14 protein-coding genes and 1 pseudogene are annotated in these 15,348 nt (G+C 58.2%); 9 read left to right on the plus strand and 6 right to left on the minus strand.

Annotated elements, in window-relative coordinates; all coding sequences use genetic code 11:
- Positions 1-78: 78 nt before the first annotated feature.
- From FS320_RS15715 to FS320_RS15730, 4 genes are all read right to left on the minus strand, one after another.
- Entirely contained in the window at positions 79-1,758 is a 1,680-nt protein-coding gene (locus tag FS320_RS15715; protein ID WP_152712794.1) for a M10 family metallopeptidase, read from the minus strand.
- 381 nt (positions 1,759-2,139) lie between these two features.
- Positions 2,140-2,406, minus strand: a complete 267-nt coding sequence (locus FS320_RS15720) for a hypothetical protein (protein WP_152712795.1) — start codon at positions 2,404-2,406, stop codon at positions 2,140-2,142.
- 219 nt (positions 2,407-2,625) lie between these two features.
- Positions 2,626-3,642: an IS481 family transposase gene (locus FS320_RS15725; RefSeq protein WP_152712796.1), complete on the minus strand. Its 1,017-nt coding sequence runs from the start codon at positions 3,640-3,642 to the stop codon at positions 2,626-2,628.
- Between the two features lie 300 nt (positions 3,643-3,942).
- Positions 3,943-4,548, minus strand: coding sequence for a TetR/AcrR family transcriptional regulator (locus FS320_RS15730; protein ID WP_152712797.1), 606 nt, complete (start codon positions 4,546-4,548; stop codon positions 3,943-3,945).
- Between the two features lie 130 nt (positions 4,549-4,678).
- Here FS320_RS15730 and FS320_RS15735 point away from each other — a divergent pair.
- Positions 4,679-5,842 (plus strand): annotated as a pseudogene (locus FS320_RS15735) (MFS transporter); the annotation flags it as partial.
- Between the two features lie 405 nt (positions 5,843-6,247).
- On the opposite strand, the gene FS320_RS15740 reads toward FS320_RS15735, so the two are convergent.
- Positions 6,248-6,838, minus strand: a complete 591-nt coding sequence (locus tag FS320_RS15740; protein ID WP_152712799.1) for a LysR family transcriptional regulator — start codon at positions 6,836-6,838, stop codon at positions 6,248-6,250.
- Positions 6,839-6,966: 128 nt separating this feature from the next.
- Here FS320_RS15740 and FS320_RS15745 point away from each other — a divergent pair, with 128 nt between their 5' ends.
- On the plus strand, positions 6,967-7,317 hold the full coding sequence (locus FS320_RS15745; RefSeq protein ID WP_152712800.1) for a RidA family protein: 351 nt from the start codon (positions 6,967-6,969) through the stop codon (positions 7,315-7,317).
- 456 nt (positions 7,318-7,773) lie between these two features.
- Complete coding sequence (locus FS320_RS45190) at positions 7,774-7,950, plus strand: hypothetical protein (protein WP_153885311.1); 177 nt, start codon at positions 7,774-7,776, stop codon at positions 7,948-7,950.
- 86 nt (positions 7,951-8,036) lie between these two features.
- On the opposite strand, the gene FS320_RS15750 is transcribed toward FS320_RS45190, so the two are convergent.
- The gene (locus FS320_RS15750; RefSeq protein WP_152712801.1) at positions 8,037-8,966 is read right to left on the minus strand and encodes a LysR substrate-binding domain-containing protein; all 930 of its coding nucleotides are present in this window, start codon (positions 8,964-8,966) and stop codon (positions 8,037-8,039) included.
- A gap of 91 nt (positions 8,967-9,057) precedes the next feature.
- On the opposite strand from FS320_RS15750, the gene FS320_RS15755 reads away from it, so the two are divergent.
- The 6 genes from FS320_RS15755 (at position 9,058) to FS320_RS15775 (ending at position 14,492) form a co-directional block, all read left to right on the plus strand.
- Complete coding sequence (locus FS320_RS15755) at positions 9,058-9,951, plus strand: DMT family transporter (RefSeq protein ID WP_152712802.1); 894 nt, start codon at positions 9,058-9,060, stop codon at positions 9,949-9,951.
- 130 nt (positions 9,952-10,081) lie between these two features.
- Complete coding sequence (locus FS320_RS45950; protein ID WP_162003330.1) at positions 10,082-10,441, plus strand: hypothetical protein; 360 nt, start codon at positions 10,082-10,084, stop codon at positions 10,439-10,441.
- On the plus strand, positions 10,441-11,148 hold the full coding sequence (locus FS320_RS15760; protein ID WP_162003329.1) for a LuxR C-terminal-related transcriptional regulator: 708 nt from the start codon (positions 10,441-10,443) through the stop codon (positions 11,146-11,148). Before FS320_RS45950 ends, FS320_RS15760 begins: the two co-directional genes overlap by 1 nt.
- An 849-nt stretch (positions 11,149-11,997) precedes the next feature.
- Positions 11,998-13,359 (plus strand): histidine kinase, encoded by a 1,362-nt coding sequence (locus FS320_RS15765; RefSeq protein WP_162003328.1) that lies wholly within the window; start codon positions 11,998-12,000, stop codon positions 13,357-13,359.
- Positions 13,352-14,008, plus strand: a complete 657-nt coding sequence (locus FS320_RS15770; protein WP_152712805.1) for a response regulator — start codon at positions 13,352-13,354, stop codon at positions 14,006-14,008. The genes FS320_RS15765 and FS320_RS15770 overlap by 8 nt, the downstream gene beginning before the upstream one ends.
- Before the next feature lie 52 nt (positions 14,009-14,060).
- Positions 14,061-14,492, plus strand: a complete 432-nt coding sequence (locus FS320_RS15775; RefSeq protein ID WP_210252206.1) for a methyltransferase — start codon at positions 14,061-14,063, stop codon at positions 14,490-14,492.
- Positions 14,493-15,348 lie beyond the last annotated feature (856 nt).

The raw sequence follows: 15,348 nt of genomic DNA on the forward strand, positions 1-15,348 counted from the left end.
TGAAGCGATCCCTCCTCGCATCATCGCTTGTCATGAGGCAACCCTGGTTCCCTGGGAGAGCCGATCACAAAAACCTGATCACAAATAAAAGTCGCCTTTCGACAACGTGAAGAGGCCTGCGACATGGATCTTGAAGTCGGCAGCCCTATCGCCGTTCACGTCACCCGACACGATGCCATCGGCAAAGCGCAACTCACCGGCCTTGCCATGGAACGCGGTCTTGCCGATAAAAGTGAATGCCTGATCGCTTGCGACGTTCGTATTCGCATCGATGCTGCGCAGATCGATACGATCGGATCCGCGATAGAAATCCTTGATCGTATCGACAGCGGATCTGCGGGAATCGCTTAAGGCCTGGAAAACAAAAGCATCTGCTCCGCTTCCGCCAAGAAGTATGTCCTTCCCGCTCTGACCAAAGAGCTTGTCTCCGCCTGAACCGCCCTCAAGCAGATCGTTTCCGTTGCGCCCGTAGAGCGTGTCCTTGCCGCCTTCGCCCTTGATCGTGTTGGATGCGCCGTTGCCGCGAAGCGTGTCGCCATAGGCGCCGCCGACAAGGCTCTCGATGCTCGAGTAGGTGTCGCCCAACGCTTCGCCTCGGTTACTCGACGAGGATTGGAGATCGGCCGTTACGGCCGTCTTCGCCGTGATGTAACTTGCGATATCAGTGCCTGTCCCGCCGTTGAGCACATCTTTGCCGCTTCCGCCGATCAGTACGTCGTTATCGCTCAGGCCATAGAGCTTGTCGTCGCCGCCATTGCCGCGAAGCGTGTTGCTGGCTACGTTGCCCTTGATGACATCACTCGCGGAGCCGCCAGAGGCGTTCTCGATGAGAGAGAGCGTATTGCCCTGATAGAGAAGGGCATTGGCGATGTTGCCAGCTGCGAGTTTGGAGCCATCCCAATGCAGCTTGGCGCGTTGCTCCTGGGACGTGGTCGTCCAAGCTCCAGGCTGGAGATCGATCGATAGCTCGGTCGTGTAGTTGGTGAAGCTATAGGTATCGGAACCGCCCCCATCCCAGACGGTCAGTAGGATCTGGTTGCCGCCGGGGGCGCCTTGGCCGACACCGTTCACGAACATCTCGCCCGTTGTCGAGCTCCAGGTATAGGTGGTGTTGCCGTCGTTGGTCGCGTAATTCGCGCCGTAGATGTGCTGGATAGCGGCGATGTCGTACATCATGAGTGACTGGGCATAGCCCCAGGTCTCGTTGGTATAGCCCGTGCTGGTCGAAGCGCCCGCATAGGAGCGGTAGCTCATCACGGTATATTCCATGCTGTCGCGATCCAGAGGCATATTGCCCTCGTGGGCATGCTCGAGCCCAAGGGCGTGCCCGATCTCGTGAATGAGGGTGAGATAGGCGTAGTTGCCCATCGCCGGGCTTGCATAGGTCTGGCTGGAATTGTTGACCCAGACGTCGCCGCCGGTTGCATCCGTTGTAGGGAAATAAGCCCACGCCGTGCTGGGCAGGTTCGATTGCGCAAAACGCAGGTCGGCCGATGGCCCGCTTGCCCCGCCCCACTCCTGGAAGGTCAGATTGCTGACAGCTGAGTAGAGATTCAATGCCGAGCGCGTAATGGATTGCTGCGCGCCGTTGAACGCGCCAAATCCTTTCGCCGCCTCACCGTCTCCATAGGAAGAGCCGTATGAGGTAGGTGTCGCGGGAAAGCTGTATGTCAGGTTGCTCGGCACCCATTTGGTGCTGCCGAGAACAGCATCGATGTAGGCGTTTCCCGTTAAATTGTATGTCTCGACAGCAGGCATGGTTCTTCAATCGAACAGAGCAGAAATGGATAAGGTTCGTGCGAGCTGCTGCCCGCCAATGACAAGCAGCCTTGCTTTTGAAGAGTAAAGAACGTCTCTTCCAAAAAGCTTAAGCTTGCCGCCTGATCGCGCTTTCGTGCGAAGCGTTACAATAAATTACGATATATCATCTGACGGCCCCCAGCGAGATTGCTTTATTTTGTTGATCTCGCGCGAACTTTATCGCTTCGGGAGGTGATAAGGGATTTTTGGCAGGACTAAAAGCGGACCTGCTTGAATATTGCCTCTTCCGACAACATGCCGCATCGCAGCGTTTTTTGTACGCTGTTCCTGAGTGTCGGCCTGCGCAGGGGACCTTCTTCGAAGGGGCCTTAGGTGTTTCTATGAAGGAAGACGCTCGTTTCGCTTGGCGGAAGCTCGGGGGAGATCTGGTTTGAAATGGATCTGCGGCTGAAGAGGCGGGGCGGCAACTCTGGCGCTTTTCCCACTCGCCTTTTTTCGGCGCGTTGCAATCGCCTCCTGAGCCAGGAGGCGAATATCTTCAAGCCGCCATTCCTCGCTCAGCCATGATCGACCGATTACTTTGAGAATCTTTCCGAGCGTCGCATAAGGATCTGCGATCTCAGGTGCAATGGCCGCGTTCTTCATGTTTTCCCCCTTATGCCAGGGGTTTTCCCCCAGTCATTCTGGCCGGAATGCCTGTCTCAAGGGACAAGTGTTCCTAAGTCCTGAGTATTGCAAAGCTGCAGCCTAAAAGAAACTGCACTTTTGGACAGGTTCCGGTGCTGAGGACCAGATTAAGGGCCCCACCGAAGGTGAGGCTGCCGGTGGAGATGAGGACACCAAGATGACGAGTTCTTCTCGCTTTCATCCCGGCAGCTCACCCTCGTGTGGCTGATAATTGTCTGGATGCGAGACCTCCTTGGCATGAGCGATGACCTGGAGGGCTGGCGGCAACGCGTCTGCATCGGGTGGCTTGTAGCGGCGGTTGGCGAGCTTCGGCTCGGCAGCCAGGCGGCTGCGCACCACCTCATCCGGGGATCGCCCCTTCAGCACGCGCTGACGTCTTCTGTTATAGGCCTGATTGAAGCCCTTGAGCAGCGTCTCGAGGTCCCGATGGCTGTAGATGGTGATGCCCAGCACCTCGCGCTGCACCCGCCCGTTGAAGCGCTCCACGAGACCATTGGTCTGCGGCGTGTAGGGCTTGGTCTTGCGGTGCTCCAGCTTCAGCTGGCGGCAGGCGTCCTCGAAAGCATCCGCCGTGAAGCAGGATCCTCGATCCGTCAGGACGTGCGTGACCTTGAAGGGGAAGGCGCGCACCGCCTCTTTCAGGAAGGCGACCGCGCTGGTGGCCAGCTCATCGTCCTTGACGGCCAGGTGCACCCAGCGCGAGCAGCGGTCGATGGCCACATACAAATAGCGTTTGCGGCGCTCCCCGTCGGCGGTCTGCAGCTTGGGCAGGTGCTTGATGTCGATGTGCACGAAGCCGAGATCATAGTCCTTGAACGTGCCGCTCTTGCGCTGGCGCTGCTGCGCCGGGGGCAATCGTCCCAGACCCTCGGCCTTGAGGATGCGGTAGACGGCATCGCGGTTGAGATGCGGCAGGAAATGGCTGACCACAAACGTGAGGTCATCGAGCGGGAAGCCGGTGGCCTGGCGCAGGGCACAGACGATGGCGCGCTCTTCCTCGGTGGCCTTCCAGGGCAGCTTGTGCGGCCGGCTGCTATGGTCCTGGCAGTCCTGTGCGCCGCGCTTGCGCCACTTGCGGATGGTCTCGGTGCTCACGCTGAAGCGCTGGGCCAGCACGCCGGTGGGCTCTCTCGAGCGGGCGATCTCCTGGCGGACAGCGGGGGTGGTGCGGGCTTGCGGATGAAGGGAGTGCATCACGTCCTCCTGCGGTGAGAAGCTCGGCGTCGCAGGCCGTCAAAGCGCCAAGTGTACTCCTCAATGGCGTAACGCACCCGATCCCAACAACGTTCCGCCACCAAACAGATTAATATGCGGAAGAACACCATCGAAATGCATATAATGGATCGTTAATAGATTACTGTCTTGAATCCTTGAGAAGGCCGCGAGGCTTTCGAGGTTAATGCCTTACCGGCGACCGGCGCCAACTGCCTAGGCGCGATACCCCAAGGAAACTGCACGAATGCTGCAGCATTGGGTGCCGGTCATTAGGTGCTGTCACAACGCCTCGGCATCGACCCGCAGCAATCCCTGGAGAAGCCGGCGATATGCGGCAGTGGCACGGCGCGATGTCGTGAGCGGGTCTTCGGAATTGGCGATCCACTGCGCAGCGTAGCATGATGCTCCCGTAATCATACGCGCCGTTGCCTCCGGGTCCACATTGCGGACCACGCCTTCCGCCTGCAGTGTTTCCAAACTTGCCGTCATCGCTGCAATGCAGCCATCGGCAGTGGGCCACGATGAAGGATCTCCCAACACCGCCGGACCATCACGTAGGATGATGCGCTGGATCTCAGGCTCAAGAGCCATCTCGATGTAGCCAATGCCCTCTTCGACGAAGCCTTCCCAGCGACTGGGCGCCTCAGCAGCGCGCTGCTTTAGTCGTTCGGCCATCTCAGCGTCGATCTGTAGGACAATGGCCTGGAACAGGCCCTGCTTATCCCGGAAGTGGTGATAGAGCGCTCCACGCGTCAGCCCCGCCTCGGCGGTGAAATCGTCCATCGATGCATCCGCATACCCCACCGTAGCAAAAGCCTTGCGGCCCGCAGCCAAGAGTTTGGCGCGGGTCTCGCTGATCATGTCGCTCCGTGTTCGGTGAGCCATCCATCCATCTATTCACATACTATACGAATGTCAATTGACATACGGTTCGTATGTCAGTATCTGACTTTACATACGCCGCGTATGTAGGCCGTATGAATGGCGTCTCCTCCAATTTCGAGGATGCATGGATATGTCTAACCCCTATTCAGAAATATTCCGGGCTCCAGGCGCCAAAGGATTCGCCGCGGCAGGCTTTCTCGCGCGCATGCCAATTGCCATGGCGCCGATTGGCATCGTCGCCATGCTCTCCCAGACCCATCGCGCGTACTGGCTCGCCGGTACCGTCTCGGCGGTCTATGCGCTGGCCAATGCCCTGATCTCCCCACAGATCTCGCGCACGGTCGATCGCCTCGGGCAGACACGCGTCCTGCTGCCGACCACGGCGATTGCGATCGCGGCATTCGCCCTGCTGGTGCTGGCCGTCAACCGGAGTTGGCCGGTTTGGACCCTATTCGCATTCGCCCTCTTGGCCGCGCTGATGCCCAGCTTTCCGGCGATGGTGCGAGCCCGCTGGAGCGACATCTTCCGTGATCGGCCGGAGCTGAATACCGCCTTCGCCTTTGAGTCCGCCTCCGACGAGCTGGTCTACATCGCCGGCGCCTCGCTGTCGGTGGGCCTCAGCGTTGTTCTCTTCCCAGAGGCAGGTCTGGTGGCCAGTACACTACTTCTGACGCTCGGCGCCGCGGCTTTCGTCGCGCAGCGCTCGACCGAACCCAGAGTGCAGATCAGCATCGGGATGTCAGGCGGATCCGCAATTTGGCAGCGGCCGGTTCAGATCGTCACCCTTGCCTTGATCTTCGTTGGCGCAACCTTCGCAACCGCCGAAGTGAGCGCGGTCGCCATCACCGAAGATCTCGGTCAGCCTGGCGCCGCCAGTTTCGTGATCGGCGTGTATGCGGTGGGTTCGTTCGTCGTCGGTCTAGTCGTCGGTGCGCTGAACCTGAAAATGGACCTGCAGCGCCAACTCGCCATCGCACTCACTGTCCTGGCCATAACAGCCTGGCCGCTGCTGTTCGCGAATACGGTGCCCATGCTGGCACTGGCCGTCTTTTTCAGCGGCATCGCCATCTCTCCCACCTTCATCACGGCCTTTGGCCTGATCGAGCAGCGAGTCCCCGCCGCCATGCTCACGGAAGGCATTACATGGGTGATGACCGGCATAGGTATCGGCATGGCCCTGGGCTCCTTCGCCTCCGGCTGGATCGTCGACGCCTACGGGCCAAGCCATGGCTTCTGGGTCTCGGCTGTGGCGGGCCTGTTAGCTCTGCTGACCGTACTCCTCGGGCAGAAGTCCCCGCCAGCTCCGGTGTGCGATCTTCGGCCAGGGCCAGCGTTCAACCGGCCGAATGAGCCAAGCAATCAACTCACTGTCCCGTCGCCCTGTCGGGACAGTCACCACGCCTCGGGTACATCGACGAATTTATGCATACTTATACTGCGCTTCGCGTGGGCGCACGATCATGCGTTTCCAGCGACTGAAGCAAACGAAGTCGGTGGCTCAAACGAACTTTGCTTTGCTGATATCACGACGCCGACACTATCGATTCTGGCTCATTCATAACGCGATGAGATCAAGGCTGGATTTTTGCGTTGAAAGGATAGGGTAGGCAGATGGAAGAGCTGGCCATTGTCGAAGGTGAAAGGCGTGCTCGGAGCCGTACAGGGTTTTATGAAAAGCCATTTCGAACGATGCTGAACGTCACAGCGAACTGAGCAGCGATCGCGCTTTCAGGAACTCGCGACATTTGGCGAGCCCTGGCCAAACGACCAGGCTGGCGCGGTGTCGGGGAGCGAATGCGTGGTGCAGGTTCAGCACCTCCGAATGCATCCCTGGGTACGGACCGGGACCAGGGCGCATGATGGCATCCAACGCTCCGCTCAGGAGACTTGCCACATCGTCCGTCGAGCTCACCTGAAGGTAGTCGGGTGCTTGTCCGGTCTTCGTCAATGTCGCTACCAGACGGTGGGGATCGTCGGTCAGATCCGGAGAAACCCCGAGTCGCAATCTCTTTGTCGGAAGAGAGCTCGCGACCGCGTCCATGGCCGTCGACATGCGCTCGAAGGCATCGCTGAGGGCAGGCAGAAGGGCTTCGCCGTGACCCGTGAGGACGAGGCTGCGATGCAGACGGTGAAACAGCGGAAAACCTAGAGCCCGCTCAAGATGCTTGATCTGTTGGCTGATGGCTCCTGGCGTGACCGAAAGCTCTTCAGCCGCCAGTTTGAAGCTGAGATGGCGGCCAGCGGCTTCAAAGGCCTTTATCCCGGTGAGCGGTGGCAGTCTGTAACTCATGGCACTCATCTCCCTATCCTGCACCTTGATGAGATTAGAAAATCTAATTCAATCGTCCAGAAACAATCGTTTGAGCGAGACGCAAGATGTGGTGCAGCCTTGTGCTTCCCAGGAGCAAGGATACTGCCATGCAAATCCGCCGTATCAATGCCGACGCCGCACCCGTGCCAACAACCGGCTACTCTCAGGCGCTTGCGGTGACCGGCCACACGCGCATGCTTTTCATCAGCGGTCAAACTCCGGTCGAGGCTGACGGTACAGTGCCTGCGGACTTTGAAACACAATGCCGACTTGCGTGGAGGAATGTTGAAGCGCAACTTGCCGCAGCCGGAATGACTCTCGACAACTTGGTCATGCACCGGACCTATCTCGCCGATCGGCGGTATACCCACCTCAACCGCTCTACAAGAATTGAGTTTCTTGGCGGGCGAGAAACAGCGTTGACGGTTGTGATTGCTGGAATTTTCGACGACGCCTAGCTGCTTGAGATCGAAGCCGTGGCCGTAGCCTGAAGGAATATTTTGCAACAGCGCTGGCGATCCCATCACGTCAAAACCCACGCAATGCCGTGCCCGGCAGGAAACTTCCACCGGTGTCCCCGATCCAGTCATCACGTCGGCAACAGGCTGCGGTCGACCACGTCTTCATCCTCATGCAGATGGATTGTGCGACCGGCCCTGGTATGGAGGGGGCTCGCTCCATTCTGTGACTTAGGTCGGGCAGAACGGCTTCGATCTGCTGATCGGCAACATTTCAACAGGTGAGGGGACGATGACTTCGGGGTGGCTCATTTACGCCAACTCGATGCCTATCGCGCGGGCTGGGCTGAGCGGCGGGAACTCGATCGGGCAGATGAGAAGGCGCGACGTTGCTACATGGAGTATGCGGATACTCGACGCGAACGCACGCTCGCGCCGTAAGGCGAGCAAAGAACTTTGCTCGCCCGTGATCTGGTTGGATTTGCGGATGAAATCCCCGATGCGCTTTATCGAGATCGGGTTCTTGCTCAGGGCCGCGAATTACGCCTTGAGCTGCCCTGCAACTTCGAATTCGAAGAATGCGAGCAGATCCTGAATGACTTCGCCAACTTGATTGCTCCAGAGGTCGGTTGAGGGACTCGAGACATGCCTCCTTTGATGATCAGGCAAGAAACTGCGGCTCTTGAATTGCGAACTGAGACCGTGGAGCGTGCGTGCGATCAGAGCATCCTCGCGCTCAGGAATGCCTGGGCCGCAGTGCTGGGCAAGCCGGCTTCCGCCATGATCCGCCGGGCAAGTTCCGCTGCCGACGGCCGTAATCGGCCTGAGGTCCGGTCGAGCCAGTACGAGACGGGATTAAGCACTGTTCGCGGATCAACTGCGACGACATGCCCGGTGCACAGCGCCTCGCCGGCCAGAGGTGGGCGGGCTAGAGCGACGCCAAGGCCGTGAGCGGCAGCGTCGAGCACGAGGTTGTAGTCTTCGAAGCGGCGATCCTGTGGGCGTGGGCGGTAGTCCAAGCCTTGCGCAGCAAACCAGGTACGCCACCCCGATGCGTCGGAATCATGCACAAGCGGGTATTTCAGAATACGCTCGGGAGCGCCAACCCCAAGCGAATTGGCCAGGGCAGGCGCAGCGATCGGGAAGCATTGCTCTTCAAACAGTCGCACCGAAACTCGTCCCGGCAGAGATCCACGACCGCAGCGGATCGCCAGATCAATTCCCTCAGCCTCGAGATCGATGTTGCGGTGCTCGACCACGAATTCAATCCGCAAGGAGGGATCACCCTCCTCGAAGATTTTCAAACGCGGCATCAGCCAGAGGCTGCTGACCGATGGAATCGACGTCAGGCGAACGATTGCTGCGCCGCGTCGCTCGATCCAGCGGTCGGAGCTGTCGGCGATCAGCGCGAAGGCCTCGCTCGTCCGCTGGTGAAGGCGCTGTCCCTGCGGGGTCAGAGCGACGCCGCGGGCCTGTCGGTCGAAGAGCCTCTCACCGAGCCAATGTTCGAGCTTGGCCACCTGACGACTGATGGCGCCGTGGGTGAGGTGGAGATCGTTCGCGGCAGCCGAGAAGCTGCCGAGGCGGGCAGCCGCCTCGAAGGCGCGCAGGGCATCCAGCGGCGGCAGAGATGACGAGCTGTGATTCATGCTCACAGCTGATCCTCGAATTGTTCGATTGTCAATCAGCTCAGATCGCAGAATGGTCGGACATGCCACTTTCCTCCTGTGAGTTTCCGCTATGAACATCGGTGCTGCCTGTTCTCCTGAGAGCAAATCCATCGACGGAGTGACTGCCGCTGCCGTCATCGTCACGATTCTTGCCTGGGCTTCGGCTTTCCCGGCCATCCGCGCCGGGCTACAGGCCTTCGGCCCAATCGAGCTTGGAGCCCTGCGGTTTGCCGTTGCTGCCGTACCGGCCGCGCTCTTTCTCGCCGTCACGCGCCCGGCTTGGCCGACGTTTTCGGATTTCGTCCGCTTGGCAGTCGGCGGCCTTCTGTTCGTGGCGCTCTATACGGCCCTTCTCAACATGGGTGAGATGACCGTCTCGGCCGGTGCAGCCAGCTTCATTATCAACACGAATCCGATCATGACGGCCGGTCTCGCGATGCTTATCCTGGGCGAGCGGTTCAGTTCCCGCGCCTGGGCCGGAACGGCGCTGTCGTTCGCAGGCATTGGTCTGATCGCTTTTGGCGAAGGGCAGGGGGTACGCCTCGACACCGGAGCGTTGCTCATTCTCGGGGCCGCTCTCTGCAACTCCGTGACCACAGTGGTGCAGAAGCCCCTCTTCGCTCGGCACAAGCCACTGACGGTTTCAGCATGGAACATGGTGCTCGGCTCTCTTGTTCTCGCGCCGTGGCTTCCGAATGGTGCGGCCCAGTTCTCCGCCGCGCCACCTGCGGCTGTCCAAGCCGTGATTTATCTTGGCCTCGTCCCGAGCCTTGTCGCCTATGGAACCTGGGCCATCGCGTTGTCACGCCTGCCGGCAAGTCGTGCATCGAACTTCATGTATTGTGTCCCGCCCGTGGCGACCCTTCTCGGCTTTCTCTGGCTTGGAGAAGTGCCAACCAAGCTCGGTGCCATCGGCGGCATCATGGCTTTGGCTGGCGTCGCCCTCGTCAATTGGCGGCGCTAGCAAAGCGGAGGGGGTGGTTCGCTACACTCCGTCGGGATCATGGCTGCAAGCGAGAACATCGTGCGACGCACGTAGTGCGACGATGTTCGTCGTCGGCATCTAAGCCATCGTAGCAGCGGGGCGGAGCCGGATGCCAGCCAAGATGATGAGCGCGGTCAGCGGGAGAACGGCACTGCTGGCGGCAAACACGCCCGTCACTCCGCTCAAACCGAAGACTATGCCGCCCATGGATGAATACAGGCATGCCGTGCCGCTGCCCCGCGGCGGGCCCCATGACCTCGTTTTGCAGCAGAATCTGCCGAGCCGCGACGTGACCGGATTTGAGACCGCGCCCCTTTGTCAGAGTGTCAGTTCCATCCAAGCCTGCAGTGGCGGAGCCTATGAGCCGACCGACGCCCTCATCTTCAGCGGATGCACGGAATTCGACCTGGGTCGAAGACGATCAGAGTCGGTATTATTGACGATCAATCTCTCTTCCTGGATGGGGTGATGGATGCCCTCAAAGCTCAATCGGATATAGAAGTCTTAGGTCACGCGGCCTCAATAGGAGATGCAATTCAACTGATTCAGGAAAATGAACTGGATGTAATCGTAGTCGGTGTGAGCCTGCCGGACGACCGCTTCGAAGCCCTTGATGCAATCGTGTCGAAGTACCCAGCGGTCAGAATTTTGGTTCTTTCAGACAGCTCTGACGAAGAACGGATCTGCGATGCCATAGCAGCGGGTTTATCTCGATATCTTCCAAGGAGTACCAGCGGCCCTGAACTGGTCAATGCTGTGCGGTCGCTTGACCAAGGCATAGGCTGTATTTCACCGACGCTTGCTGGGAGGCTCTTGATGCGCGCCAGTCAGGGCAGTTCTGGAATGAAAAAGCCTGGGGACCGTCTCAAGTCTCTAGCACCGCGGGAAAAGCAAATCATATCGATGCTGGCCGTGGGCCTTAGCAACAGAGAGATCGGCAACAAGCTCGACCTCAACGAGGGTACGGTCAAATACTACGTGACAAGCATCCTAGGTAAGTTGCAAGTCCGCAATCGTGTAGAAGCGGCCCTATTTGCCCGCTCTCAGGGTTTGGTGTGGCAGGCTAGCGACGAAACCGCCCTGCAGTTCGCGCCTCCTATTCCCGGCAAACCTACTGGGAGTGTACCTGCAAGTGACAGGAACTGGCTGCATTGCGTTGACTTGAGCAAGAATTGAAACGGCCAGCGCGAGAGGCAATGTCAGCGTGACGTCGAGGGGACAAAATAGTCGCCAAGTCGGTTCAGGTTAATACAAGTGAACAACAGTTAAGTCGCGTCATGTAATAAAAATATGCTCGTGGGCAGTGCGTCATTCACAGGCGGACAAGATAGTCCCGCAAACTGAGAATGATTGCGGATTGAACGCCAGGCGGGGAGCGATGGCTCGCATTTCGGGCCGACTTGAAACGCCTCATGTGTTACTCACGCCTTTGGGTGGTTTGGTGCAAAACCTTGCAGCGGCTTCGCCGCTGCTCAATGTTTTACAGGATCTCACGCTTGATAGCGCTGCAGGCCCAGCGTTTATCCGTCACAATGCTCTAAGCATGTATCGCGAGCCCGTCAGCTGCTTGCGAAAGAAGCTCTCGTCCGCCTTCGTGTTGCGATGATCCGGAACCGGCACATAAAGCGTACACTCATACTAACGGATACCTAAAGAGAACAGTGCATTTGCCTCGGAACGGAGCGCGATCTCAAGGAGTACTCCGGTGGAGGTATATCGCGGATACAGCGAGCCCTACCTCTCTGCATCAGCACCTCTGTATTATTGGTTAACTAGGCTAACATCTTGTTTTTGAAATATTTTTGAAGGGCAGGGCCGAGTATTCGCGATCTCTAACGGGCCGCCGTGCCATGATGAGGGCCGCGCCTTTGGACTAAGGCGCGGCCTCGTTGTTGGACCAACGTCGATTGCAGGGAACTTCACTGCTGTTTACCTTCATGTGCCTCAGTGCTGCAAGCGGGGTAAGGAATGTTAGAGTTGGCGCCATCGACATGGATGCGTCGCCGGAGCGCGATCCCGGCAACGGTGAGCCTGACCCGCCAGTTCGCACTGACAGGCAGTGTCATCATGCTAATTGCAATGATTGCTGCGGGCCTCTTCACCACCGAGATTGTATCAAAGGCGACGGTGGAGAACACTGCCTCATCGACGGCTCTCCTCATAGACAGCTTTCTCGAACCGATGATCCAAGGCTTGGCAAGCGAGGAGCTTCTTCCTGCCGATGAAACCGCGGAGTTGAACCGCTTGTTGCGAGCAGATCACTTCAAGGAGCGATTCCCTCACTTGGAGATTTGGAAGGAGGGTGGGCTCATCGTCTATTCGACGACACCGAATTTGGTTGGTCGAAGATTTAAGCCCCCTCCCGGGCTGGTCACAGCCCTGGCAGGAGACATTTCTGCAGAATATGCCGACCTGAACGCACTTGAGCACAGAGTCAGGGACATCAGAAGCAAGTACCTTGAGATCTATGTCCCAATCCGGGAGGAACGCTCCGGTCGCGTCGTTGCCGTTGCAGAGATTCATGAAAGCACCGCACCGCTCGAAGAGAAGCTCTGGTGGTTACGTCTTAAAAGCTGGCTCGCAGTCGTGGGGGCGACCGCGCTCATCATGGTCGGTCTGTTCGGAATCGTCTACCGGGGCAATAAGCTCATCCGCCTCCAACAACGTCAGCTTCACGAACGATTGGTGGAGATCGAGCATACATCCCAACACAACCATATCCTCAAGGACCGTGCTCAGAGAGCCTCTGGTCGCGTCGCCGAATTGACTGAGAACTACCTGCGGAGGATTGGTGCTGACTTGCACGATGGTCCCGCGCAGCTCATCAGCTTAGCCGCCCTAACCGTGGAACACGTCCGGCGCGCCCAGACACCCGCGAAACACGAAGAAGAGTTGCAGTTACTGAATTCCATGCTTTCAGAGGCCCTTCGCGACATCCGAATTATGTCGAAGGGACTGATGCTGCCTGAAATAGAAGGATTGCCCCTTCCGGAGGTTATCAAACGAGTAACTTCCAATCACGAGCGGCGTACCGGAACTAAGGTTTCCATTCATTGCGGCGACATTTCGCATCCTCTTACCCATGGAATCAAAATTTGCGTGTACCGGTTCCTCCAGGAGGGGCTCAACAATGCATTCCGCCATGCGGGCGGAAATGGCCAGGCGGTAACGTGCAGACTCGATGACTCTGTTCTGAACATGGTCGTGCAGGACGATGGGGGAATGGGAATCGGCGGCCACGCGTCGGCAGACTCGGGTTTAGGGCTCTTTGGGATGCGGGAAAGAGTGGAAAGTCTGGGCGGTGTTTTTAGGGTGAGCCATCTCCCGAGTGGGGGGACCAGAGTTGAAATGAGCGTTGTTGTTGCGGAGGGGAGCCAAGATGTCTGAAGAAACCTGTGTTGTTGTGGTAGATGACCACGCACTCTTGCGTAGAGGAGTTGTCCGAGCGCTTGCACTTGATGATTCGATCAAGGTCGTGGCAGAGGGTGCTTCAGCAGCAGATGCAGTCGAGCTTACAAGAATGTATGCACCGGATCTCATCTTGCTGGATATATCTATGCCTGGGAACGGGATCGAAGCCGCGCGTGCAATCCGCGATCTTGAAGTCTCAACTCGCGTCGTAATGCTGACGGTTTCGGGAGATGAAGACGACGTGACGCACGCACTTGAGGCAGGTGCCGTGGGCTACCTTCTCAAGGGAACGGATGCACTGGATCTAATTACGGCCGTGAAAAGTGTGAAGGCTGGAGAGTCTTTCATTTCTCCCAATCTCGCACTCCGCATACTGTCGGATGATGCTCAGGCGAAGGCTAGCCCGCTGGCACCTCTGTCCGAGTACGAGAAACGTACTCTGTGCCTGATCTCCGAAGGGCTGAACAATCGCGAGATTGGAGAGCAACTAGCGGTGACAGAAAAGATGGTTCAGGATAATGTGACCGACATTTTCCGAAAGCTTAGGGCCAGGAACCGTGCCGAAGAAGCGCTTGTTGTCGAACAGATCTGGGTTGGACTTCAGAGCAGATTGAAACTGCACTGACGCGTGAATTGCCGAAAACGAGGCAAGAGAAAGATTGATGACGGAATCTTCGATGTCGCGGTTTCTTGCAGCTTTGGAAGTATTTTCAGGGGTAGTGCAACTTAGCATAGACAAGGACCTTGGGCACCGTCTCGCCATGGGTGACACGGCAGATACGGCTCAAGCCATCATTCGGTCACCGCTTGCATGGGGACTTGCCGTCATTGCCGGGCTCGCGCTCGACTGGCTCATGCCCTTGCCGTTCCTGCCGGCGGCCCTGCCTGCAGGCTTGCCCGGCGCGATGGTGTTTGTCCTCGCTTTGGCGCTGGTCGCCTGGGCCATCGCTACGATGACTAGGGCCGGTCCGAGCGTCCCCACGAACTTGCCGACCGCCACCATCGTCGAGAGCGGACCGTACCGTTTCATGCGCAACCCTAGAAGACACCATGGCGCGGAGGCAGTCACTTACAGTTCTGAAGACCGTATGGCCGCGGCAATGTTCTGAAGTAACGTTCAGTAAAAGCCTTTTTGGGAAATGGCGACAACGAGTGATCCCAGATCCATGACGACGAAGGGGCTATTCTTTCGCTACTCTTTGGCGACTGTCCGTGAGACTGAGCTTGGACCTGTGTCGGATGGACTCGCCTTTGGTTGAGCAACGGCTCGTGTCGGCATTTTAGCTTGCTCACCTGGAACACGAACGCTCAGGCTCATCTATCTATTCTTCAGTCAAGGTTCAACAAGACTCAGGATGCCCCGCAAGAGTGGTGCGCTTTAACTGCTTTGCGCCTCTTGGAGCTAGAGCCGACAAGTTATTTTGCTGGAACAGGCTCTGTCGCTGGGGACGATGGCGCCTTCTGAGCCGCCGTATCGGCCTCGTGCCAAAGCTTGTTAACGGCTTCGGTGCGTTTGGCCTCAAGCTCTCTCCTGCGATCAGCCTCAGCCTTAGCTCTGTCCTCGGACACATATGATCCGCGATAGTGGCACATGGTGTCCTCCATTTATGCAGAACAGAAGGTAACGCCATCCAGCTACCATGGCTCCGGCTAAGCATAGTGCCTCTGCGCAAGTGCCTTGCGATCGCTCTTGGCGTAACGCAGCAGGTATTAAGCCACGGCCTACTTGTTCGTGTTCCAGATGTCAGTTGCGAGCTTCCACTCGCTTCCGACCTTCTCCCAGACCACCACATACTTGCCGGTGATCTCCTGTGTCTGCGATCCCTTCGTCCGGAAGGTGTAGCGCGACGCGCGAATGTGTGAGTAAGGCGACGGCCAGATTTACGAGATGTCGCCTCCGGTTGAAGTCGACCTACCGTGTCACGGGACGACACGGAGGAGCGCATGAGCCGGCTCGATCAGGAG

The sequence above is a fragment of the Microvirga tunisiensis genome (assembly GCF_009296175.1).
Classification (GTDB): domain Bacteria; phylum Pseudomonadota; class Alphaproteobacteria; order Rhizobiales; family Beijerinckiaceae; genus Microvirga; species Microvirga tunisiensis.